The following is a 23719-nucleotide window of genomic DNA, read 5'->3' as shown; positions in this document are numbered from 1 at the left end:
TCGTCACGTAGGCGGCTCAGGCCTCGACGAAGCGCGGATCGAGTTGCTCGAGCGCAAAGCGCCGGACATGCTCGACGAACGATTTCAACAACAGCGCGGGGGGACGTTGCGACGGCGTCAGCATCGAGAAGTCGGTCAATAGTTCAGGCTCGAACGGCTTGAAGATTACACCGGGGCCGCGATAGCCCCAGGCCGTGACCGCATCGACGAGCGAAACGCCGGCACCCGCCTCGACGAACGAGCAGATGGTATGCGACACCTGCGTCTCGAGCTGTATCTTCGGCGCGATGCCGTGAGCGGCAAAGAGCGCGTCGATACGCAGCCTCGAATCGAGCGTGCGCGGATGTGCGACGAATCGCTCGCCCGCAAGATCCCGCGGCCGCACGACACTGGCCGAGCACAGCCGATGGCCGGCGGGCAGCGCGCAAACCATTTGCGTTGAGATCAGTCGCTCGCCGTGCGCGCCCGGGTGGTTCATCGACAGAATCGCGATCCCGAGATCGCAGCGCTCCCCGACCACCATGTCGACGACCGTGCGCGACGAGTGCACGAGCAGCGATACGTTCGCCTCCGCATGAGTCGCGAGATAGCCGGCGATCGCATGCGGCAGGAACGACAACGCGATGGCCGGCGCCGCGGCCACCTGCAAGGTGCCGCGCTGCAACGCCCGGATCTCGTCGGCCGCGCGCGCGATCCGGTCGAGGCCCAGCAGCGAACGCTGCACTTCCTCGTAGAGCGCCTGGGCTTCGACGGTCGGGTGCAGCCGGCCCTTCACGCGCTCGAACAGGGAAAACCCCAGGGACTGCTCGAGATCGGCGATGAGCCGCGTCGTCGCCGGCTGCGAGATGTGCAGCATTTCGCTCGCGCGTGTGACGGTGTGGCAGAGCATGACGGCCCTGAAGGCCTCGAGTTGACGCAGCTTCATGCGGGTCTCGCACAGATTGGCTGGATTCGCTGGATTGGCAACCCCATAACCGAATGTTATTGTTCTCCGAAAAAAAACGATTTTCCATCTGTTTTTGGCGTCCTTATTGTTAGCTGCATCCATGCGAAGCGGCGCTTCGGCCCGAGCCGGGGAGCCATACCGTTTTGTGTTCGAAAACGAACTTCGTCAACCGTGCAGGCAAGAAGGAGCGGACTTTGAGAAAGACCAGCCTCGCCGCCGCGGCACTCGCGGCCACGCTCGCGCTAGGCGCAATCGGCGCGTCGGCCCAGCCTACCCTCTACGTCGGCTCGTACGGCGGCTCGACGCAAACGGTCTTCGAAAAGACGATCATTCCGCAGTTCGAGAAGGCGCATGACGTGAAGATCGTCTACGTGCCCGGCAATTCCACGGACACGCTCGCGAAGCTGCAGGCTCAAAAAGGCAAGGAAGAACTCAATGTCGTGCTGCTCGACGACGGACCGATGTATCAGGCGGTGCAATTCGGCTTTTGCGACAAGCTCGCCGATGCGCCCGTTTATCACGATCTCTATCCGCTTGCGCACATGAGCGATCGCGCGGTGGCGCTCGGCGTCGTTGCCACAGGTCTCGCCTATAACGCCGACGCGTTCAAGAAAGCAGGCCTGCCGCCGCCCGATTCGTGGTCCGCGCTCGCAGACAAGCGATTCAAGCAAAAGATCGCGATTCCGCCGATCTCGAACACATACGGCTTGCAAACCCTCGTCATGTTCGCCCGGATGAATGGCGGCGGCGAAACGAACATCGCGCCGGGCTTCGATGCGCTCATCAAGAAGGTCGCGCCGAACGTGCTCGCCTGGGAGCCGTCGCCGGGCAAGATGACGGAACTGTTCCAGAACGGTGACGTGACGCTCGCGGTATGGGGCAGCGGCCGCACCTACACGCTGGAGCAGACCGGCTTTCCGATCCGCTTCGTCTATCCGAAGGAAGGCGCGATGGCGTTGCTGACCGCGACCTGCCCCGTCGTCGAGAACAAGGAACCCCAGCTCTCGCAGCAGTTCGTCCAGTACCTGCTCTCTCCCGAGGTGCAGACGGTTCTCGCCAAGACGCAGGCTTGGGGCCCTGTCAACAGTAAAACGAAGCTTGACTCGGCAGTCGCCGCCACCGTGCCCTATGGCAACGACCAGATCGGCAAGCTCGTCAAAACGGATTGGACCATCGTCAACGAAAAACGAACGCAATGGACCAATCAGTGGAACAGGCAAGTGGAACGTTGAGCGTCATGCGAGCGGCGGCCGGCGCAACGTGCGCCGCCCTGCATCTCGCCTGACGTCGAGACTATTGCATTCTGACGTGGAGCCGCATCACACCATGGCGTTCCTGCAACTCGAGAACCTCTCGAAACGCTACGGCGACTTCTCGGCCGTGGACGGTCTCTCGCTTGGCGTCGAGCGCGGCGAATTCGTTTCGCTGCTCGGGCCGTCGGGCTGCGGCAAAACGACGACGCTGCAGATGATCGCGGGTTTCGTCGAACCGACGGGCGGGCGCATCGTGCTCGGCGGCCGCGACATCTGCGGGCTCGCGCCTGAAAAGCGCGGCATGGGCGTCGTGTTTCAGAGCTATGCCCTCTTCGCCCATATGACGGTGGCGGACAACGTCGGCTTCGGTCTCGAGATGCGCAAGGTGACGCGCGCCGAGCGCGTGCGGCGCATTCGCGACACGCTCGCGATGGTGCGCCTCGACGGCCTCGAAAAACGCCTGCCGCGCGAGCTTTCGGGCGGGCAGCGCCAGCGCGTCGCGATCGCGCGCGCGCTCGTCATCGAACCGCAGGTGCTGCTGCTCGACGAACCGATGTCGAATCTCGACGCGAAGCTGCGCGAGGAGATGCATATCGAGCTGCGCGCGATCCAGCGTGAGCTCGGCATTACGACGATTCTCGTCACGCACGATCAGGTCGAGGCAATGACGATGAGCGACCGAATCGCGGTCATGCACGGCGGCCGCATCGTGCAGATCGCCGCGCCGTTCGACGCTTACGAGCATCCGGAATCGCCTTTCGCCTCGACGTTCCTCGGCCGCACGAACGCGCTCGCGGGCAAGGTCATCGGCCGGCATGCGCGATGCTGCATCGTGCAACTCGGCTCGCAGGTCGCGCATATCCCGCACGGCGAGCGCGAGTTCGGCGACACCGTGCACGTCTACGTGCGGCCGGAGAAACTGCGCTTCGCATCCGAAACGGAGGATGGGCTCGCGGGCCGCGTGCGTACGCGGCTTTTCCTCGGCAACCACTGGATGCTCGAGATCGATAGCGCGCTCGGGACCTTTCGCATGAGCCAGCCCAACATCGGCATGCCGCCGCCGCTCGAAGGCGAAGCTGTCAAGATCGCGTGGTCCGACTCCGATCTGCATATGCTCCGCGCGGAGGCACAGCATGTCTGAGCTCTCTTCGCGGCTGCCGGCGGCGCCGCGAGCGCGTCGCGCAAGCGAAGCGCGCGCGCCCTGGCTGCTGGCCGCCCCTGCGCTGCTGCTCTTCCTGGGGCTGCTCGTGGTGCCGATGATCATGATCGCGCTGCTGTCGTTCCATGCGTTCGACGGCACGCTCGGCATTCTGCCTGCCTACACGTGGGCCAACTATTCGGAAGTGCTCGGCGATCCCTATTACCACGACATCTTTGCGCGCACAGCCGGTCTCGCTCTCATCGTCACCGCCCTCTCGATCGCGCTCGGCGTGCCGGAGACGCTGATTCTTGCACGCATGAAGGCACCGTGGCGCAGCGTATTTCTGCTGATCGTCCTCGGACCGCTCCTGATTTCGGTCGTCGTGCGCACGCTCGGCTGGGCCATTCTGATGGGACGCGAGGGCCTCATCAATCAGGCGCTGCTCGCACTGCATCTGACGGATTCGCCGCTGAGGTTCTTGTTCACGCTCACCGGCGTCACGATCGCACTTGTGCACGTGCTCGTCCCCTTCATGGTGATCTCGGTCTGGGCATCGATCCAAAAACTCGACGCCCAAGTCGAGAACGCGGGCCGCTCGCTCGGCGGCTCGCGCTTCACCGTATTCCGCCGCATCGTTTTTCCGCAATTGCTGCCAGGCGTGCTGTCGGGCAGCATCATCGTCTTCGCGCTCGCCGCCTCGGCGTTCGCGACGCCGGCCATCATCGGCGGCCGGCGCCTCAAGGTCGTCGCGACAGCCGCTTACGACGAGTTTCTGAGCACGCTGAACTGGCCGCTCGGCGCATCGATCGCGGTGCTGCTGTTGATCGCGAACGTCGCGATCATCATCGGCTGCAACCGGCTCGTCGAAAAGCGCTTCGCCGCGGTGTTCGAGTCGTGACGGGGGCGTTCGAAATGCGCAAGAACGGCTTCTTTTCGCTCGCTTATCACACGCTCTTCATCGCGTTCATGCTTGCGCCGCTTGTCGTCGTGGTGGCGGTCTCGTTCACGGGCAAAGGGTATATCTCGCTGCCGAGCGGCGGCCTTTCGCTGCGCTGGTTCAGGGCACTGGCGCAAGCCGACGACTTCATTACCGCATTCTGGCTTTCGATCCGCCTGGGCGCCGTTTCCGCCACCGTCGCCGTCGCGCTCGCCGTGCCGGCGGCGCTCGCGCTCACGCGCTACCGGTTCGTCGGGCGCGGCGCATTAATGGGCTTCTTCCTCTCGCCGCTGATGATCCCGTACGTCGTGCTCGGCGTCGCGTTCCTGCGTTTCTTCACGATGGCGGGCCTGACCGGCTCCTTCTTTTGGCTCGCGCTGATCCATGTCATCGTGGTCATGCCCTATGCGCTGCGCCTCGTGCTCGCCGCGGCAGCCGGGCTCGATCGCGACGGTGAGCGCGCGGCGCGCTCGCTCGGCGCCGGCCGGTTCACGGCTTTTCGCCGGGTCGTGCTGCCGATGCTGCTGCCCGGGGTGGCCGGCGGCTGGATTCTTTCCTTCATTCAGAGTTTCGACGAACTGACGATGACGATATTCGTCGCCACGCCGGGCACCACTACGCTGCCCGTCGCGATGTACAACGATATCGCGCAGAACATCGATCCTCTCGTGACTTCCATTTCCACCGTGCTGATCGTCGGCACGGTCCTGCTGATGATCGCGCTCGACCGCATCGTGGGGCTCGATCGCGTCCTGATCGGCAAAGGTTGAACGCGCGATGACAACAGTTGAACCCGATGTGATCGTGATCGGCGGCGGCCTCGTCGGCATGGCCATTTCATATGGCCTTGCGGGTAACGGCGCGCGCGTCGCGGTACTCGACGAAGGCGACGATGCATTTCGCGCCTCTCGCGGCAATTTCGGGCTCGTGTGGGTGCAAGGCAAAGGGTATGGCTTGCCCGAATATGCACGATGGACGATGAGCTCTGCCCGACTTTGGCCGCGGCTCGCGGCGGCGTTGAAAAAGGAATCGGGTGTCGATGTCGAACTCGAGCAGCCCGGCGGCTTTCACTTCGTTCATTCGCAGAGCGAGGCCATCGAACGCGAGACACGGCTCGCCTGGCTGCGCGATCGACTCGACGAGCCCTATCCGTTCGAAATGCTCGGCCACGACGCGTTGAAAGCCAGGCTTCCCGCGATCGGCCCCGAGGTGTACGGCGCAAGCTACACGCCGATGGACGGTCATGTGAATCCGCTCAAGCTCTTGCGCGCGCTTTACGGCGCGTGTGAAGCACGCGGCGTCCAGTGGTATCGCAATCAGCACGTCGACGACGTCGAGCCGACGGGCGGCGCGTTCGTCGTGCGCGGCACCGGCCGCAGCTGGAAAGCCCCGAAGGTCGTGCTCGCGGCAGGACTCGGCAACGCGCGGCTCGCGCCCTCGCTCGGCCTTCATGCGCCCGTGCGGCCGAACCGCGGGCAGGTTCTGGTCGGCGAGCGCGTGGCGCCGTTCCTCGACTACCCGACGACCTACGTGCGCCAGACCGACGAGGGGACGATCCAGCTCGGCGATTCGATGGAGGACGTCGGCTTCGACGATACGACGACGACAAGCGTGCTCGCGACGATCGCGCGGCGCGGCATCTGCAGCTTCCCCGTGCTCGAAGGCCTGCGCCTCGTGCGGGCTTGGAGCGCGCTGCGCGTGATGAGCCCCGATGGCTTTCCGATTTATCAGGAGTCCTCAACTTATCGCGGCGCGTACGTCGCAACGTGTCACAGCGGCGTCACGCTCGCCGCGGCGCACGCGCTGCGCCTCGCTCCCTGGATCGCCGGCGCCGCGGCGCCGGAGGAAATCGATGTCTTCGCGGGCGACCGCTTCTTGCACCCGGAATGGACCAGCCATCATGCCCACTAGCAGCCTTTTCACCCGACTCGCGCCGAGCGGCGACGGCGTGCCGCACGTCACGGTAGAGCTCGACGGCGCCCCGATATCGGTGCCGTCGGGCTGCAGCGTCGCCGCGGCGCTTCTTGCAGCCGGTCTCGTACACTTTCGCGGCACGCCCGTGAGCGGGGCGCCTCGTGCACCCTATTGCATGATGGGCGTCTGCTTCGAGTGCCTGATGGAGATCGACGGCGAGCCGAACCGGCAGACCTGCCTCATCGAAGTCCGCGACGGCATGAAAATCCGCACGCAAGAACGCGCACGCACGCTCTTTACCGTTGCGACGGAGAACGCGCATGGACACGCCTGATCTCGTCGATATCGCCATCGTCGGCGGCGGCCCGGCCGGCATGGCCGCCGCGACCCGAGCCGCGAAACTCGGCGCTTCCGTCGTGCTCCTTGACGAGCAAGCCGCGCCGGGCGGACAAATCTATCGCGGCGTCGGCGGCGCGCCCGAGAAGCGCCTCGATATTCTCGGTCCCGACTATGCCGCGGGCCGCATAATCGTCGAAGCGTTCCAGCGCTCGTCAGCGCGACATATCGGCAATGCGGCCGTCTGGCAGGTCACGCCGGAGCGAACGGTTCACTACCTTCGGGACGGTCGCGTAGGTTCGTTCAAGGCAAAACGCGTGATCCTCTGCACCGGTGCGATGGAGCGGCCGTTCCCCGTGCCGGGATGGACGCTGCCCGGCGTCTTGACAGTCGGTGCCGCGCAGATTCTGCTGAAGACCGCGGATACGGTTCCCGCCGAGCCCGTCGTGCTCGCCGGTTGCGGCCCCCTGCTCTATCTCCTCGGCTGGCAATACGTTCGGGCCGGCGTGCCGGTGCGCGCGATCGTCGATACGACGGATGCCTCCGACAAGCGCCGGGCGCTCGCTCATCTCGGCGGAGCACTCGCCGGCTGGCGCTATGTGAAGAAGGGACTCTCGATGATGCGCGTGCTGCGGCGCGCGGGCGTGCCGTTTCATGAAGGCGCCACGTCGCTTTCGATCGAGGGCGATGACGCCGTGCGTGCCATCCGTTTCGTCGACGCGCGCGGCCGTCAGCGCATCGAGACACCACTCGTGCTGCTGCATCAAGGCGTCGTGCCGAACACGCAGTTCACGTGGGCGCTGCGCGCAAAGCATCGCTGGGACGATGCGCAACTGTGCTTCGTGCCGCTCACCGACGAGTGGGGCGAACTGAGCGTGCCCGGCATCCAAGTCGCGGGCGATGGCGCGGGGATCGGCGGCGCGACGGCCGCGGCGCTCTTCGGCGAGCTCGCGGGCCTCGCCGCGGCCTGCGCCGTTGGACGGATCGACCAAGCCGAGCGCGACCGCCACGCGGCGCCGGTCAGACATCGACTCGCCGCGCATCTTCGGATACGCCCGTTCCTCGACGCGCTCTATCGCCCCAAGCAGCAAAACCGCGTTCCGTCCGACGACGTGCTCGTCTGCCGCTGCGAGGAAGTCACGGCCGGAACGCTGCGCGAGCACGTACGGCTCGGCTGCACGGGTCCCAACCAAGCGAAGTCGTTCGGCCGCTGCGGCATGGGCCCATGCCAGGGGCGCCTTTGCGGGCTGACGGTGACGGAGGTCATCGCCGACGCGCGCGGTGTGTCGCCAGCCGAAGTCGGCTACTACCGGATTCGGCCGCCGATCAAGCCGATCACGCTCGGCGAACTGGCGCGCGAGTCATGAGCCTCGCAAGCGCAAGCGCCCATCTGGCGCACCGAGATGCCGATGTCGTCGTAATAGGCGGCGGCCTTCATGGACTCTCGAGTGCCGTGCATCTCGCGCGGGCGGGGGCTCGCGTGACCGTGCTCGAAGCCGAATATTGCGGACGTCACGCGTCGGGCGTGAACGCGGGCGGCGTGCGCACGCTCGGGCGTCACCTCGCCGAAATCCCGCTCGCGCTCGAATCGCGCGCGCTCTGGCATCGATTGCCCGAGCTCATTGACGACACCGGCGGCTTCGTGCCGAGCGGTCAATTGAAAGTTGCCGAGTCGGAAGCCGAGCTCGAGACACTGCGCGCACGCGTGGCCGATCTTCATCAGCGCGGCTTCACGCATGAAACGCTCGTCGATGCGGCGACCGTTCGAGACTTGCTGCCGGCCGTCGCGCCGCATGTCACCGGCGGCATCTGGGTGGCTGACGATGGTCACGCCCTGCCGTTTCGCACGGTCACGGCATTTCGTCGCGCGGCCGAGCGGCTCGGCGTCATCGTGCACGAAGGCGCCCGCGTAACCGCGGTCGAGCGAATGGGCGAGCATTGGGCGATCGACGCGAAAAACGGTCGCTTCACGGCGGAATATGTGGTCAACGCCGCGGGCGCATGGGCCGGCGAATTCGCCCGCCAGATCGGCGAGCCCGTGCCCGAAGAACCCGTGGCGCTGCTGCTGACGATCACGCATCGCGTGCCACCGTTCTGCTCTCCCGTCGTCGGGGCAACGGGCCGGCCGCTGTCGTTCAAGCAGTTCGACAACGGAACGGTGCTGATCGGCGGCGGCGTGCGCGGCCGCGTCGACATGCCGTCGCGAGCGGGTGAGGTGGACTTCGCGCAGCTCGCATCGAACGCCCGTACGGCACTCGACCTCTTTCCGCATCTGCGTGACGTCGGCATCAATCGTACGTGGGCCGGAATCGAAGGCTTCATGCCCGATGGCATCCCCGTGATTGGTCCGAGCCGGACCGCGCCGAAGGTCATGCATGCATTCGGCTTCTCCGCGCACGGCTTCGAGCTTGGACCGGTGGTAGGACGGATCGTCGCGGAGCTGATCACGGCCGGCCGTAGTTCGCTGCCGATCGAACCGTTCGCGATCGAGCGTTTCGCGGAGCGTGCGCTCGCGTCTACCGTTTCAGTCGCGCATTGAGAAGGAGTCCTGATTAACTTCCGTGCAACGCCGCGAATCATGCGCGACCGCTGCACTTTGACGGCGTGGCGGCGGCGCAGCCGTTTAGCGGTTAGCGCCGTCGTCGCGGGTTACGATGAAAGCGGCACGCGTTCAGGCTCGTCCGCCTCGAACCAATCGGGATTGCGGGCCGCGACCGGCCCCAGCGACACGAGGATTTCCCGCAAGTGCCGGCGCATCGCCTCCTCGGCCGCGACAGGATCGTGCGCACGCAGTCCGGCAAGAATCTTCGCATGCTGGCGAATCAGAAGGTCGAGCGGCGATACATCGGCGAGGCTCAGGTACCGGACGCGATCCATTTGCGCCTTGATGTCCTGTATCGTTTCCCACGCGGCGATACAGTCGATCGATTGAGCGATCGAATAATGGAACGCCTCGTCGAGGGCAAGGAAGGCCGCCGTATCGTTGAGATTCGCCGCGAGCTTTTGCTCGCGAATATTTTCGGCCAGCAGCTGCAGCTGCGCATGGGTGATCGATTCGGCCGCCTTGCGCACCACCGCCGTTTCGATGGCCTCACGAATGAAGCGGCCTTCTCTGACTTTTCTCGGCGAGATCTTCTTCACGAGCGTGCCGCGCTGCGGCAACACCTGCAGCACCCCCGCCTCCACGAGCTTGATGAACGCCTCGCGCACCGGCTGACGCGAGACATGGAACATCTCGGAGACTTCCTTTTCCGAGAGCGGCGTGCCCGGCGTCATCTGCCCGATGAAGATGGCCTGACGCAGCGCGCGGAAAATCTGCCTGCTGATCGGCTCGTGCGAGTCGAGCGAAACCTGGCTCGCCAGGTCGGGCAGCGCGCTGCGTGCCGCGACGGCCGGGCCCACGCGCCGCCGGGCACGAGGGACGGAGACGCGCGACGGCGGCGCGTCGACGGAAACGACATCCGATTCGGGAACGGCTTTCATGCGATTCGATGGCCCCGCGAGGGGCACTTCTGAAGATTGACGGTCGGCCATGCGACGAGCGTGGCCGGCCTTCACCATACTACCATGCTCGTTCCACGCTGACGGCCGCGCGCCGCGGTTCACGTATTCCGACGATCGAGCAGATGGCGCCGAGCACCGCCACGGCTCCAGCGAGGACGAATGCACTGCCATACGCGCCGTGCGTCGCTTCGACGATAAAGCCCGTGACAGCGGGGCCGATGACGCCCGCCAGGTTGGCCAGGAAGTGGACGAAGCCCCCCACGCCCCCGACATGCGCGCGCGGCACCGTATCCTGGATGACGGCCCAGTAGATGGAGCCCGTCGCATAGAGAAAAAAGATCGAGACGGACATCGAAGCGACGGCTGCTTCCGCGCTCACGACGCGGCCGGCGAGCGCCACGCACGCTGCCGCGGCGCTGAGACAGACACCGAGCACGAGCTTGCGCGAGAAAAGCGGCCTGCCCGTGACGCGCAGTATCGCATCCGAAACAAAGCCGCCCGCCGCGAGGCCGATGCTGCCGAAGAGCCAAGGCACGACCGTCGCGAAGCTCATATCGCGCAGGCTCAGATGCTGAGCTTCGGTCAGGTAAGTCGGAAACCAGGACAGAAAGAAAAACAGCACATAGTTGTAAGCGAAGAACGCGAACGCCGTCGCGAGCACGAGCGGCTGCCGCAAAAGGCCGATGAGCGCCGGGCGCTCGCTGCCGGACGTCGACTGCCCGGCCTCACCCCCGGCTTGATCGGAGGCGATCAACTCCCTCTCTTCGCGTGTGATGCGCGGATGATCGTGCGGATGCTCGGTGGTCGTCGTGACCCACAGCACGAGCCACGCGAGGCCGAGCAGCATGATGCCGACGAATGCCCAGCGCCAGCCGAATCGCATGGCCAGGTAACCGACCACCGGGCCCGCCAGCGCACCGCCAAGCGGCGTTCCGGAACTGATGACACCGATTGCGCTCGCCACTTCCCGGCGTGGAAACCAGTTGTTGACCATCTTACTGTTCGACGAACTGAAGGGCCCCTCGCCCATACCGAACAGCACACGAAGCACGATGAGCGAGACGATCCCCGTTGCGAGCGCCGTTGCGCCGCAGAAAATCGACCATACGCCCATCGCGGCACCGAATACCCGTTTCGCGCCGAGCTTGTCCGACAGCACGCCGCCAATGAAGTTGAAGACCGCATAGCCGAGGAAAAAGCTGCTGAATACGATGCCCAATTCGGCATGGGAAAAATGCAGATCCTTCTGAATCAGCGGCGCGGCGATCGACAGCGCGGCGCGGTCGAGATAATTGATGATGCCGGCCAGAAAAAACAGCGCGACGACGAACCAACGCTGGCTTCTGATCATGAATATGTCTCCTGAAGTTCGCCTCTTGACGGGCGTTGTACGAAAGAGAAAGCGCGTAGTGGGGGGGCGTCCGTACCCCCCATCGCTCATTCGAAACGCAGATGCACCTTCATCGATTGCGAGCGATCGTGGGCAATTTCGAAGGCACGGTTCGCTTCTGCAAGCGAGAAGGCGTGCGTCATCAGCGGACGCAGATCGATCCTGCCCGCCGCGATTTCCTCGGCTGCGATCGCGTACTCGTCGGCGAAACGAAATGAGCCGACATAGCGGATTTCCTTCGACATGACGAGATTCGCCGGCACAGGCGACGGGCCCGCCGGCAGGTTGCCGACTTGCACGACCGTGCCGCCGGCGCGCACCGATCGCAAGGCCGTATCGAGGCCGGCGGGACTGCCCGATGCTTCGATCGCAACGTCGAAGAATCCGCGCGCTTCGGCCCAACGGCCGATCGCCGCGGAATCGGCCGCATTGACGACGTCGTCCGCGCCGACCTGGCGTGCGGTTCCGAGCGCATGGTCCGAGAGATCGACGGCGACGATCCGATGCGCACCGGCGCGCCGCGCGACGGCGACGAGGAGACACCCGATCGGGCCGCAGCCGATCACGAGTACCCGGGCGCCGACGAGCGAACCGGCCTGCTTGACGGCATGCAGCGCGACCGCCACGGGCTCCGCCATGGAGGCCTGCGCGAAGTCGACGCTATCGGGCAACGGCACGCACTGCGAAGCGGAAACCACGATCTGCTGACGAAACATGCCTTGCGTATGCGGAAACGTGGAGGCGCTGCCCATGAACCGCATGTCGAGACAGTGGTTCGACATGCCCGCGCGACAATAGCGGCACACGCCGCAGGCAAGGCCCGGGTTCACCGCCACGCGCCGGCCCTTGACGAGACCCGTCACGCCTTCGCCCATGCAGTCGATTTCGCCGGCCGCCTCATGCCCGAGCACGAAAGGTTCACGCACCGTGAAATCACCGCTTCGGCCTTTGAAGTAATAGGAGAGATCCGAGCCGCAGATGCCGCCCGCGCGCACACGCACGCGCACCTGCCCCGGCCCGGGCTCTGGCGGCACCACCTCGTCGATTCGGATCAGCTTCGGTTCGTGAAGGACAGCGGCGAACATATCGGACTCCTTACCAGTTCCAGAGCGTGCCGTCTTCGAGACGGGCAACGGGCAGATAGGCCGGCTCATAGGGATAGCGCGCGGCCAGCGTTTCGTCGATATCGACTCCGTGCCCCGGCGCATCGCCGGGATGCATCATGCCGTTCTCGAAGCGCCACGCATGCGGGAACACCTCGAGCGCTGCTTCGGGATAGCCCATGTATTCCTGCATGCCGAAGTTCGGCACCCACAAATCGAAATGCAATGCCGCCCCCATGCAGACGGGCGACAGGTCCGACGGCCCGTGACACCCTGTTCGCACTTGATAGAGCGACGCAAAATCGGCCATGCGCCGCAAATGCGTAATGCCGCCCGCGTGCGTGAGCGTTGCGCGCAAATAGTCGATCAACTGCTCTTCGATCAATTGCTTGCAGTCCCAAATCGAATTGAATACTTCGCCCACCGCAATCGGCGTCACCGTATGCTCGCGAATTATGCGGAAACCGGCCTGGTTCTCGGCAGGCGTCGGATCTTCGAGCCAGAAGAGACGGTACGGCTCCACCGATTTGCCAAGGCGCGCCGCTTCGATCGGCGTCAGTCGATGGTGAACGTCGTGCAGCAGATGCGTCTCGAAGCCGAATCGATTTCGCACGGCATCGAAGAGCTTCGGAATGAAGTCCAGATATTTCTCGGATGACCAACTTTCTTCATCGACGATCCCCTTCTTCGCGGGCTCGTACTTGTCCGAGCCTTTCGATACGCCATAGACCGAACGCATATTCGGCACGCCGCACTGAATGCGGACCGCCTTGTATCCCGCTTCGATATGCTGCGCGTAGCGATCGAGCGCCTCGGGAATGTCACGCCCCGTTGCGTGGCCATAGACCATCACACCGTCGCGCGAGGCCCCACCCAGCAGCTTGTAGAGCGGCAAGCCCGCTCTTTTGCCCATGATGTCCCAGAGGGCCATGTCGACCGCGGCGATCGCCGTCATCGTGACGGGCCCGCGGCGCCAGTAGGCCCCCTTGTACAGGTATTGCCAGATGTCCTCGATGCGACTCGCGTCACGTCCGATCAGCGTCGGCGAGACGTGATCGCGCAGGTACGAGGCGACCGCAAGCTCGCGTCCATTGAGCGTGGCGTCGCCGATGCCGTATAAGCCTTCGTCTGTCTCGATCTTCAGCGTGACGAAATTGCGGCCGGGACAGGTGACGATCACGTCCGCTCGAATGATCTTCATGTTCGCATCCTCGCTTCGATTGGTCCATGCTACCATACAAGTATATCAACCGGAAGCACTGAGAGGAATCATGAGTCGATTCGTGCCGCCCCGCCTCGCGCGCAGCGTTCTACCCGAGCTTCGCTCGCATCTGCTGTCGCCCGCCTGGCGCGAACCGCGCATCGGCATCGTTCACCTCGGCATCGGGAACTTCCATCGCGCGCATCAAGCGCTTTTCACCGAGGAGGCCATGATCGCCGCGGGCGGCGACTGGGGCATTTGCGGCGTCACGCTGCAGGGCGACGTCGCGAAACGCGATGCGCTCATGGCGCAGGATGGCGTTTACAGCATCGTCGAGCGGGGAATGGAAGGCGAGCGCGTGACAGTGGTGCGCGCGCTGCGCGAAGTCCTCGCCATGCCGCACGATCGCGCCGCGCTGCTCGCGCGCCTCGCCGACCCGCAAGTCCGAATCGTTTCGCTGACCGTGACGGAAAAGGGTTACTGCCGAGACGCGAACGCCGGCGACGCCGACTTCGGCCACCCCGGCGTCATGCATGATCTCGCCCACCCCGAGACGCCCGTCACCGTGCCGGGTATTCTCACGGCCGCCTTGCGCATGCGCCGCGACAGCGGCAATCCGTTTACCGTGCTGTCGTGCGACAACCTCGCACACAACGGGGCCGCGCTGCGGCGCGTCGTTTGCTCTTTCGCACGGGCCGTCGACCCTGGCTTGGCGGACTGGATCGAAACGCATGTCGCGTTCCCCTCGACGATGGTCGATCGCATCGTGCCCGCGACAACCGAAGCCGATTTGGTCTCTGCGCGCGCGGCGCTGGGTTACGAAGATCGAGCCCCCGTCGCCTGTGAGCCGTTCCGCCAATGGGTCGTCGAGGACCGCTTTCCGGCGGGCCGCCCGGCGTGGGATCGCGTAGGTGCGCAACTGGTCGATGACGTGACGCCGTTCGAACTCGCCAAGCTCCGCATGCTGAATGCGACGCACTCGACCATCGCCTATTTGTCGATGCTCACCGGCATCGAAACCGTCGACGCGGCCATCGCAAACCCTGACATGCATCGTCTCATTCACGCGCTGATGACCTCCGAAATCGCGCCGACGCTGAACGTGCCGCTGTCGTTCGACCTTTTCGCCTATCGCGACGCGTTGCTCGAGCGCTATGCGAATCCGGCTCTCAAGCATCGCTGCGCGCAGATCGCGATGGACGGCAGCCAGAAAATTCCGCTACGGCTTCTCGGCACGCTTTCCAAGCGAATCGCGACACGGCAATCGTTTTCGCGCCTCGCCTTCGCCGTTGCAGCATGGATGCAGTTCCTGCTTGGCCGCACCGACGACGGCGTGCCTTACGAAATTCATGACCCGCTTGCCGACCGATTGCAATCGCTCGCGGCCTCGTCGGGCGGATCGCCCGACGCGCTGGTTCGGGTGCTGCTCGACGTTCGCGACGTGTTTCCGACCGAGCTGGCGCGCAGCGCGTCCTTGCGGCAGGCGCTCGTCGAAGCGTTGCAAGCGCTTCGAAAAGGCACATTGCGCGCGATCGCCGCCTACGCATGAGTCAGGATCGCAGCGCCCTCGCCCCACCCGCCACCGCCGTCACGGCGATGATCAGCAGCCCATAGATGATTGCGCGCACGCCCGCCCCCGTACCGCTGGCGTTCAACAGCGCGTTCACGAGAAAAAGGAAGCAGGCTGCGCCCCATACGCCGATCGGGCTGGCGCGGCCACCTGATACTTGCGTGCCGCCGATTACGACGACAGCGACGGACAACAGCATGTAGTCGGCGCCCATATCGAGCGTCGCTCCGCCCGAAAAGCTCGAAAGCAGCAACGCGCTGAGCGCCACCAAAACCGAGCAGGCGACATAAGTCGCGAAGCGCACGCGTTCGACGCGCACGCCGGCAAGATGCGCGGCCCGCCCGTTCTGACCGACCGCCGACAAGCTGCGTCCTTGCACGAGCCTGAATAGCACGATGCCGGTCGCGATCGTCAGTGCAAGCGCGACGAACGCGAGCGTCGAAATGCCGAGCCAATGTCCGAGCGCGAAATCTTCCAGCGCGGGGGGCGGCGCCGCGCTCCCGTGCCCAAGGCTGATCGCGATCGATTGAAGCACGAAGCTCGATGAGAGCGTCGCGATGATGGGCGGAATCCGCAGCAGGCGAATGAGCAGATAGTTGAACGACCCGACGGCGACGCCCGTCGCGACAGTGACTGCAACGCCAACCGGAATCGCCGCGTCGTTGCGCGCCATCACGTGCATCGCCACGCTGCCGGCCAGCGTGATCGTGGCCGGAATCGACAGATCGATGTTGCCCGGGCCGCTCGTCACGACGAGCATCTGCCCGAGACCGACGAGCACGCTGAACACGACGAACGCGGACGCGGCCGACAACATGTTGCCGGCCGTCCGCGGACCGAATGCAAGCGAGGCGGCCAGGCCCACGAGCACGGCACCGCCGACCGACCAGAACCAAGGCCGCTCGCGGATGGCAAGCACGCTTTTCATCGGCGGCCTCCCTTGCGGCGGAACACGAGCCTCAACGAGAGGACGGCGATCAGAATGAGTCCCTGGAAACCGATCTGCCATTCCGGCGCAATCTGCAGGAATGCGAGGAACGACGAAGCCAGCGTGAGCGTGACCGCTCCGAGCACGGCTCCGATCACGGACACGCGTCCGCCGACGAACTCGCCGCCGCCGAGAATCACGCCGGCAACGGAGAGCAGCGTATAGCGCAAGGCGATGTTCGCGTCGGCGGAAGTAGTGAGACCGAGCAGCGCGAGCCCCGAGCAGATGCCGAGCATGCCTGCGCAGCCGAAGAGAATCGCCTTGGCACGCACGACCGACCACCCGCATCGACGCATCGCGTCGGGATTGCCGCCGACGCCGCGCAACGCTACGCCGGCTGGGGAGCGCATCAACAGACCGTGGGCCACGAGCGCGATCGCGGCGCTCCAGATCAGCGGCGCGGGAACGTACGGCGCCTGCAGCCCCATCAGCGTCGAGAGCCAGATCGGGCTCGTTCCGCCCGGCGACGGCAGCAGCAAGACCGCGAGCCCGTTCCAGACGAAGGACAGCCCCAGCGTCACGACGACCGATGAAATGCGCCGCGATTCCACCAGCGCGCCGACGAGCGCGTAGAGCGCCACGCAACCGGCGAGCGCCATCCAGCCGAGCCACGGAGAGCGATCGAGCAGCGTCGCGCCGATGCAGGTCACGAGGCTCACGAACGAGCCGATCGACAGATCGAGCTCGTTGGCGGTGATGACCGCGAGCTGCGCAAGCGTCGCGAAGACGATCGGCACACCGAGATTCAGCAACATCGACATCCCGAAGTAGCTGAGCGTGTTCGGCTGGACGACGAACATCGGAACCAACACTGCGGCGAGCGATATGGCCGGCAGCATGGCGCGCCGCTCCGCCCGGCGCATACCCGCCCTGGCGAACCCCATCATGATCGCGCCTCCTCGAAACTCGCCGCGAGCAGCGCCTGCTCCGTGCATTCGCTCGCGTCGAGCACGCGCGTGACATTGCCGCCGCGGAAGACATAGACGCGGTCGCAGTACGCGAACTCGTCGTTCTCCGTCGTGTACCAGACGAACGTTCGCCCGTTGGCCGCTTCGGCTTGCAGCAGACGATAAATTTCGAGCTTCGTTCCGATGTCGACACCGCGCATGGGGTCGTCCATCAATACGAGCTGCGCGTCCGAGGCGAGCGCACGCGCGAATAGGACCTTTTGCTGATTGCCGCCGCTCAATGCAAGGATGTTGTCGGTCGGCGCGGCGCCGCGAATGTCGATTCGCTTCGCCCATCGATCGAAGAGATCGCGCAACGCTGCGCGATCGAGCCAGGTTCGGCTGTCGCGGTTGTAGAGCGAGCGAATATCGAGGTTTTCGGCGATGGTCCAGTCGATGAACACGCCATCGGCGCGCCGGTCTCCGGCGACGAATGCGACACGCGCCTTGGCGCCGCGCTTGCGCGAGTCGACGTAGATATCGTGCAGTGCGAGCGTCTGCCCTTGGCCTGCGAGGCCGGCGAGACCGACGATGGCTCCGCGGCGGGCTTCGATGACGGTGCGCCGTTGCGGGCCGACGTTCCAGCGGAAGGCCGACTCGCCGCACTCCGGCGTGCGCGCGCGCTGCGTCGCCGCAGCGGCCTCGTCCGTGAACTGCCCCATCGCGCGAATGATCGCTTCCTTTTGCAAGTGAGCCGCATCGAGCGTCGATACCACCTTGCCGTCGCGCATCACCATGACGCGATGCGCCGATCGCAGCATCTCCTCGAGCATATGCGTGATCAGAATGCAGGTCACGCCCGCCTGCGCGCAACGCCCGATGAATGCGAGCAATTGGTCCGCCGTATAGCGATCGAGACTCGACGTCGGCTCATCGAGTATGACGAGACGCACAGGCGTGTCGACCGATGCGAACCCGCGCGCAATCTCGACCATTTGTTGTTGCGCGAGCGTGAGGTCGCCGACGACGTCGGTCCCGCGCAACCCATGCCCGGGAAAGATCGCATCGAGCTGATCTTCGATGATCGCGCGCGCCCGCCGCCGCCAACCGAAGTGCCTCAATTGCGGATGCACGGCGCGCATATTCTCTTCGATCGTCAAGTTCGGGCAGAGCGAGAGCTCCTGGAAGACGCAGCGAATACCGAGGGTGCGCGCCTCGCGTGCATCGAAGCCGCCGTCGAACCGCTGGCCGGCAACCTCGATCGTGCCGGCGTCGGGACGGCGCGCGCCCGAAAGTACCGACATCAGCGTGGACTTGCCCGCGCCGTTGTGACCCGCCACGGCTACACATTCGCCGACGGCGAACTCGAAATCGACGCGCTGGAGGGCACGCACCGGCCCGAACGTCACGTCGACGCCGCGCACGCAAAGTAACGGAATGCGGGGAGGCGCCTCGCGCGCCGCGGAAAGGGCCGCAGTTTCGGAATGGCTCATCGGATCGGCAATCGGCCGGTTTACTTTTTGCCTTGAACCATATCGATGACCTGCTCGCGCGTGAAGACATTGCTGGCCACCGTACCGGGCGCCGTCTTCGGCAAGACTTTCGCGAGCGAGTCCGAGGTCACGGTAAGCGTCGGCAACGACATCTCGTGCGGCAGCTTGTTACCGGCGAGAATCTGCTGGGCGGCCCAGAACGCAAAGCTCGACGAACCCGGATCGGCCGCGATCGACATCGTCTGATAGCTGTCGATACCTTGCTGTTGCCACCATGCGAGCTCTTCCTGACGATTGCCGAGAATGATCGTCGGAATCTTCCGGCCTGCGGCACGAAATGCCTGCGCAACACCATATCCGTCGCCTCCCTGCGTCACGACGCCGTCGATCGGCGGCAGCGACGGCAGGATCCCCGCCACTTCCTTTTGCGCGACCGTCTGCGTCCATTGACCATAGACCGAGCCGACGATCTTCATACCGGGGTATTGCTTGAGCTCGTCGACGATGCCCTGATGAATCTCGTCGTCGACCGAAACACCGGCCAACCCGCGGACTTCGAGCAGATTGCCCTTGCCGCCGAGCTTCTTCGCAAGAAAATCGACTTCCTCCGCGCCCATCTTGTGAAAATCGGCCTCGATCCGATAGGCACACGGCTCGGTGACGATGCCGTCGAACGACACGACGACCACGCCGGCCGCGCATGCTTGCTTGATCGCGCCGTTGAGCGCCGTCGGCGATGCCGCGTTGATGACGATCGCCTTATAGCCTTGCAGCACGAGGTTCTGGATTTGCTGGGCCTGCTCCGTCGCCTGATTCTCGGCTGTCGTGAATGCCGGCGCGTCCGCGATGAGGCCAGCCTTCTTCGCCTGCCCCGCCACTTGCGCCCAGATTTTCAACTGCTGCTGCCTGAATGTGTTGCCCGCATAGCTGTTCGATAGCGCGATCTTTGCTTTCGACGTGTCGCCCGTCGCCACGTTCGCGCTGGCGGCCACGCTCAATGCAAACAGCGTGATGCCGGCGAGCCGCATGAAGAATGTTCTGTTGGCCACCGCCGTCTCCTCTCTCTTGTTGGTCGATAACGCTCATTGCATCGTACGTCATGACCTACTACCATACAAGTAGGTGTTTTCCAGAAAGCTAAGATAATGGCCGTTTGAGCTGCCGCCCAGGGAGCGAACGACGATGAACGACCGAATAGACCGCACATTGGTATTCGCAGGCTGCCTCAATCGACCGATTCCGCATTTCACAAGTGCAAACGGAAACGGAATTGCGGTGTTCTCGTTAGACGAGATCTCAGGACGGCTGTCTTTTCTCGCTGAATTTACCGACATCGACAATCCGACCTACCTCGCCGTCGTCCAGGAGAGAAGGATGCTCTATGCGACGAGCGAGCTTATTGATTCGCCGGAAGGTTTCATTAGCGCGGTGCGGATCGATGCGGCAAACGGCGCCTTGACGCTCGTCGGACAGAGGCAACGCACGCGCGGCAGATTGACGGCTTGGTGTGCGACAGACGCTCGCGGTGAGGTCGCCCTGGTCGCCAACTATGCGCGAGAGCGTCCCGACGACGAGCCGAGGCGGCATGTCGCGAGTTTTTCGATTCTTGCCGACGGCACGCTGACGTCCGTGACGAGCGAGTTCACTCATGAGGGTCGCGGGCCACGTGACGACCGACAATCAGTCCCGCATGCGCATTGTGCCGTGCCAAGCCCCGACAACCGGTTCGTCATCGTGGCCGACCTCGGCACCGATGAGTTGACGACTTATCGTCTCGACCAGCCACGCCGCGCGCTCGGTCCTGCGAATACCGCCCCGTTGAAGTTGGCGCCTGGCTCGGGACCACGCCATCTGACCTTTCATTCGAACGGAGCGATCGCCTATGTGATTTGCGAACTGGCGAATGCCATCGATCGGCTCGCGTATGACCGCGATACGGGGGAGTTGCGATGGCTCGAACGCACGGACATGCTGCCCGCCGGTGCCATGCCAAGCTTTGCCGCCGGCCTCGTCGCGTCGGCAAACGGTCGCCAGCTCTATGCAAGCTTGCGCGGAGAGGACAGCGTGATCACCTATGCGCTCGAGGAAGGTAGCGGGCGGATCGTCGGTGCATCGCCCAGCCCGAGTGGCGGCAAGACGCCGCGAAGCATCGCGCTATCGCCATCCGGCAAATTCTTGCTGGTGGCGAATCAAGACAGCGATCTACTCGCATCGTGGCGCCTCGATCCGCGCACGGGCATTCCGCTGGAGCAAGCCGATAGCGTGCGCGTTGGCACGCCGATGTGCGTTCAGGCCGCGACGTTCCGCACGAAATGAGCGACATCGCCGTGCCCCCGCACGCTCGTGCTTCAGCGACTGACGTCGACGACGAGGCGGCCTCTCACCACGCCTTTCAACAGATCGCCGGCGGCGTCGATCGCCTCGGTAAGCCCAATCGTTCTCGTCATTGCGTCGAGCGATGCGGCATCGAGGTCGCGCGCAAGCCGCCGCCACGCTTCGGCGCGCTCCGCCGCGGAGCGGTAAACGCTGTTGACGCCGAGCAGGCTCACGCCGCGCAAGATGAACGGCGCGACGGTCGCGGGAAGGTCGAGCCCTTGCGCAAGCCCGCATGCCGCAACGGCGCCGTCCGCCCGTATGCTCGCGCAGACATTGGCCAGTGTATGGCTGCCGACTGAATCGATCGCCGCTGCCCAACGTTCCTTCTGAAGCGGACGCCCCGGTTGGGAAAGCGTATTGCGATCGATGATCTCGGCCGCGCCGAGCCCGTGCAGATAGTCGGACTCCTGAAGACGCCCTGTCGATGCGACGACGCGGTACCCGAGCTTCGCGAGCAGCGCGATCGCCATACTGCCCACGCCGCCGTTCGCGCCGGTGACGAGCACGTCGCCCTGCGGCGGCTTGAGCCCGTGACGCTCGAGCGCCATGATGCAGAGCATCGCCGTGTATCCGGCAGTACCGATCGCCATCGTCTGTTGCAGCGAAAGTCCTTTCGGCAACGGTGTCAGCCATTCGCCGCTCACGCGCGCCTTTTGCGCGAGCCCACCCCAATGTTGTTCGCCGATGCCCCACCCGTTCAACAATACCTGGTCGCCCGCGGCGAACGCCGGATGCTCGCTGCGCTCGACCGTTCCCGCCAGATCGATGCCGGGGACCATCGGAAAGCTGCGAACCACCGATCCTTTTCCGGTGATCGCGAGCGCATCCTTGTAGTTCAGCGTGCTGTAGGCGACATTGACGAGGACGTCGCCGGGCGGAAGACGGGATTCGTCGAGCGACACCCATTCAGCTTCATAACGATCATCTTTCTTATCGACGAGGATTGCATTGAACATGAGCGCCTCCATTTCGTTGGACGAGAACGACGCATCAACCTTGACCTACCCTCTCCCCACGAATGGCATCTTCGTCGCCATGACGGTGTGAAAAAGCACATTCGCTTCGAGCGGCAGATTGGCCATATAGAGCACCGATTGGCCGACGATGTCCACATCGATCAGCGGCTCGGCTGCAATCTCGCCGTTCGCTTGCGGAACGCCTTTTTCCATTCGCGAGGCGAGCGGCGTGCGCGCGTTTCCAACATCGATCTGGCCGACTGCGATGTCATACTTGCGGCCATCGAGCGACGCGGACTTCGTCATGCCCTTCACCGCGTGCTTGGTGGCCGTATAGGCGATCGAATTCGGCCGCGGTGCGCTGGCCGAGATCGAGCCATTGTTGATGATGCGCCCGCCCATCGGCCGCTGCGAACGCATGACACGGAATGCCTGCTGAATGCAGTAGAACATGCCATTCAGATTGACGTCGACCACCGTGCGCCATTGCTCGGGGGTCCAGTCCTCGAACGGTCCGGGCGGATTCGACACGCCCGCATTGTTGAAAAGAAGATCGAGCCGGCCGAATCGTTCGACGATCGTGGCAAAGGCTTGCTCGACCGCGGAGGCATCCGCCACGTCGCATGAATGGGCGAACGCGCGCCCGGCAAAAGCTGGATCGTCGGCCACTTCGTTGAGCGGCTCGATGCGGCGCCCGAGCAGCGCGACATTCCACCCATCTTTCAGCAGTGCGGTGGCCGCGGCTCGACCGATCCCGCTGCCCGCGCCCGTCACGATCGCTGTTCTTGCTGACCTTCCCGCTCCATCTGTCATGCCCTTCTCTCCTCTTATGCGTCGACGCAATCTCTCACATGGTACTCGATCGGCTGTTGCGAAGCCGGCAGCCGCGCCGCGCGCACGTTGCGGGTCGATTTGCCGGACGGCAGCAAAACTACATCAACGATGAGAGAATCTCCTTCCATCCACCCATCTCCTCTTTCGCGAGCCGTATGGATCTCACAACGTCATCCACGCAAGCATCGCTGATGAACGCCTACTACCGCGCGTGGTCCGTCCGCCGGGTAGCCACGGCGCCGTTGCGAGGGGTTATGCAGTCAACGACCAACGTTCTGTGGATCGGCAGCTACTTCGAGCTCGCCAAGCCGTGGGCCGATGCATCGTGGGTCTTGCTCGACCTCGATGCGGATATGCTGATGCTCGGCCGGCAGGTGTTATCGGGGCTGCCGGCGGTACTGGGCGATATCCGGCATCTTCCTTTCTTCGAACGCTTCGATACGGTGGTAGCGCTCGGTGCCGTCACCGCCTATCTCCTGGACGACATTTCGGTCGAGTGCGCGGCGCAAGCGCTGCGGTCAACCCTCGTCAGAAGGCCGACCGCCCGTCTCCTGATCGATGCCTACGATAGCGACACAATCCACGCGACCAACTATTTCAACGGGCGCGGCGAATGGTTCCATGCGCATACTCGCTGTACCCATACCGTCGAAACGCAGCATCTTTCGAAGAGCAACGGCGTCTTTCTGACAACGCTCACAATCGCTGAAGATAGAGGAAGCGAAATCCATTCGCATCGCTTTCAATTTCGTCAACGTGCATTTACCGGAAGCGATCTGGCCGGGGCCTTCGAGAAACAGGGACTGCGGTTGTTGGACGCATACACCGATCCCGGCCAGGGGCGCCTCTATCAAACGTACGCGCTCGTGTAGGTGTGAAGCAACATAAGG

The 23719-nt window shown here is 64.3% G+C and carries 23 protein-coding genes; 11 read left to right on the top strand and 12 right to left on the bottom strand.

Annotated elements, in window-relative coordinates; all coding sequences use genetic code 11:
* Window positions 1–16 precede the first annotated feature (16 nt).
* Window positions 17–925, bottom strand: a complete 909-nt coding sequence (locus tag C9I57_RS15865; RefSeq protein WP_107151607.1) for a LysR substrate-binding domain-containing protein — start codon at window positions 923–925, stop codon at window positions 17–19.
* A gap of 215 nt (window positions 926–1140) precedes the next feature.
* Here C9I57_RS15865 and C9I57_RS15860 point away from each other — a divergent pair, with 215 nt between their 5' ends.
* The 8 genes from C9I57_RS15860 to C9I57_RS15825 all read left to right on the top strand — a co-directional run bounded on the left by C9I57_RS15860 (window position 1141) and on the right by C9I57_RS15825 (window position 9066).
* Entirely contained in the window at window positions 1141–2178 is a 1038-nt protein-coding gene (locus tag C9I57_RS15860) for an ABC transporter substrate-binding protein (protein WP_107151735.1), read from the top strand.
* Window positions 2179–2272: 94 nt separating this feature from the next.
* Entirely contained in the window at window positions 2273–3340 is a 1068-nt protein-coding gene (locus C9I57_RS15855) for an ABC transporter ATP-binding protein (RefSeq protein WP_107151606.1), read from the top strand.
* Window positions 3333–4238, top strand: a complete 906-nt coding sequence (locus C9I57_RS15850) for an ABC transporter permease (protein ID WP_258187665.1) — start codon at window positions 3333–3335, stop codon at window positions 4236–4238. Before C9I57_RS15855 ends, C9I57_RS15850 begins: the two co-directional genes overlap by 8 nt.
* A gap of 14 nt (window positions 4239–4252) precedes the next feature.
* The gene (locus C9I57_RS15845) at window positions 4253–5047 is read left to right on the top strand and encodes an ABC transporter permease (protein ID WP_107151733.1); all 795 of its coding nucleotides are present in this window, start codon (window positions 4253–4255) and stop codon (window positions 5045–5047) included.
* Between the two features lie 7 nt (window positions 5048–5054).
* Window positions 5055–6188, top strand: a complete 1134-nt coding sequence (locus tag C9I57_RS15840) for an NAD(P)/FAD-dependent oxidoreductase (protein WP_107151605.1) — start codon at window positions 5055–5057, stop codon at window positions 6186–6188.
* Window positions 6178–6525 (top strand): (2Fe-2S)-binding protein, encoded by a 348-nt coding sequence (locus C9I57_RS15835; RefSeq protein WP_107151604.1) that lies wholly within the window; start codon window positions 6178–6180, stop codon window positions 6523–6525. Before C9I57_RS15840 ends, C9I57_RS15835 begins: the two co-directional genes overlap by 11 nt.
* Window positions 6512–7894: an NAD(P)/FAD-dependent oxidoreductase gene (locus tag C9I57_RS15830; RefSeq protein WP_107151603.1), complete on the top strand. Its 1383-nt coding sequence runs from the start codon at window positions 6512–6514 to the stop codon at window positions 7892–7894. Before C9I57_RS15835 ends, C9I57_RS15830 begins: the two co-directional genes overlap by 14 nt.
* Window positions 7891–9066 (top strand): NAD(P)/FAD-dependent oxidoreductase, encoded by a 1176-nt coding sequence (locus C9I57_RS15825; protein WP_107151602.1) that lies wholly within the window; start codon window positions 7891–7893, stop codon window positions 9064–9066. Before C9I57_RS15830 ends, C9I57_RS15825 begins: the two co-directional genes overlap by 4 nt.
* 110 nt (window positions 9067–9176) lie before the next feature.
* Here the strand turns inward: C9I57_RS15825 and C9I57_RS15820 are convergent, their stop codons facing one another.
* The 4 genes from C9I57_RS15820 to manD form a co-directional block, all read right to left on the bottom strand.
* Window positions 9177–10010: a GntR family transcriptional regulator gene (locus C9I57_RS15820; RefSeq protein WP_219909877.1), complete on the bottom strand. Its 834-nt coding sequence runs from the start codon at window positions 10008–10010 to the stop codon at window positions 9177–9179.
* Between the two features lie 79 nt (window positions 10011–10089).
* Entirely contained in the window at window positions 10090–11382 is a 1293-nt protein-coding gene (locus C9I57_RS15815; protein ID WP_107151601.1) for an MFS transporter, read from the bottom strand.
* A gap of 86 nt (window positions 11383–11468) precedes the next feature.
* Entirely contained in the window at window positions 11469–12506 is a 1038-nt protein-coding gene (locus C9I57_RS15810; protein WP_107151600.1) for an L-idonate 5-dehydrogenase, read from the bottom strand.
* A gap of 10 nt (window positions 12507–12516) precedes the next feature.
* Window positions 12517–13725: a D-mannonate dehydratase ManD gene (gene manD / locus C9I57_RS15805; protein ID WP_107151599.1), complete on the bottom strand. Its 1209-nt coding sequence runs from the start codon at window positions 13723–13725 to the stop codon at window positions 12517–12519.
* A gap of 70 nt (window positions 13726–13795) precedes the next feature.
* Here manD and C9I57_RS15800 point away from each other — a divergent pair, with 70 nt between their 5' ends.
* Window positions 13796–15274: a mannitol dehydrogenase family protein gene (locus C9I57_RS15800; RefSeq protein WP_107151598.1), complete on the top strand. Its 1479-nt coding sequence runs from the start codon at window positions 13796–13798 to the stop codon at window positions 15272–15274.
* Window position 15275: 1 nt separating this feature from the next.
* Here the strand turns inward: C9I57_RS15800 and C9I57_RS15795 are convergent, their stop codons facing one another.
* From C9I57_RS15795 to C9I57_RS15780, 4 genes are read right to left on the bottom strand one after another with little or no spacing between them, the layout of a single operon-like run.
* On the bottom strand, window positions 15276–16223 hold the full coding sequence (locus tag C9I57_RS15795) for an ABC transporter permease (RefSeq protein WP_107151597.1): 948 nt from the start codon (window positions 16221–16223) through the stop codon (window positions 15276–15278).
* Window positions 16220–17167 (bottom strand): ABC transporter permease, encoded by a 948-nt coding sequence (locus C9I57_RS15790; RefSeq protein ID WP_107151596.1) that lies wholly within the window; start codon window positions 17165–17167, stop codon window positions 16220–16222. The genes C9I57_RS15795 and C9I57_RS15790 overlap by 4 nt, the downstream gene beginning before the upstream one ends.
* Complete coding sequence (locus C9I57_RS15785; protein WP_107151595.1) at window positions 17167–18663, bottom strand: ATP-binding cassette domain-containing protein; 1497 nt, start codon at window positions 18661–18663, stop codon at window positions 17167–17169. The genes C9I57_RS15790 and C9I57_RS15785 overlap by 1 nt, the downstream gene beginning before the upstream one ends.
* A 20-nt stretch (window positions 18664–18683) precedes the next feature.
* Window positions 18684–19691, bottom strand: coding sequence for an ABC transporter substrate-binding protein (locus tag C9I57_RS15780; RefSeq protein WP_107151732.1), 1008 nt, complete (start codon window positions 19689–19691; stop codon window positions 18684–18686).
* A gap of 154 nt (window positions 19692–19845) precedes the next feature.
* On the opposite strand from C9I57_RS15780, the gene C9I57_RS15775 reads away from it, so the two are divergent.
* Window positions 19846–20979, top strand: a complete 1134-nt coding sequence (locus C9I57_RS15775) for a lactonase family protein (protein WP_107151594.1) — start codon at window positions 19846–19848, stop codon at window positions 20977–20979.
* Window positions 20980–21011: 32 nt separating this feature from the next.
* Here the strand turns inward: C9I57_RS15775 and acuI are convergent, their stop codons facing one another.
* The 3 genes from acuI to C9I57_RS33255 are packed head-to-tail and all read right to left on the bottom strand — an operon-like array spanning window position 21012 to window position 22957.
* Entirely contained in the window at window positions 21012–21995 is a 984-nt protein-coding gene (gene acuI, locus C9I57_RS15770) for an acrylyl-CoA reductase (NADPH) (RefSeq protein WP_107151731.1), read from the bottom strand.
* 45 nt (window positions 21996–22040) lie between these two features.
* On the bottom strand, window positions 22041–22808 hold the full coding sequence (locus C9I57_RS15765) for an SDR family oxidoreductase (protein ID WP_107151593.1): 768 nt from the start codon (window positions 22806–22808) through the stop codon (window positions 22041–22043).
* 14 nt (window positions 22809–22822) lie between these two features.
* Window positions 22823–22957 carry a hypothetical protein gene (locus tag C9I57_RS33255; RefSeq protein ID WP_258187664.1) on the bottom strand — a complete coding sequence of 45 codons (135 nt, stop codon included), beginning with the start codon at window positions 22955–22957 and terminating at the stop codon, window positions 22823–22825.
* Window positions 22958–23161: 204 nt separating this feature from the next.
* Between C9I57_RS33255 and C9I57_RS15760 the strand changes: the two genes are divergently transcribed.
* Window positions 23162–23701 (top strand): class I SAM-dependent methyltransferase, encoded by a 540-nt coding sequence (locus tag C9I57_RS15760; protein WP_258187663.1) that lies wholly within the window; start codon window positions 23162–23164, stop codon window positions 23699–23701.
* Window positions 23702–23719: the final 18 nt, after the last annotated feature.

This window comes from Trinickia symbiotica, from assembly GCF_003028655.1.
Classification (GTDB): Bacteria; Pseudomonadota; Gammaproteobacteria; order Burkholderiales; family Burkholderiaceae; genus Trinickia; species Trinickia symbiotica_A.
This window is presented reverse-complemented; position numbering and strand designations above follow the sequence as displayed.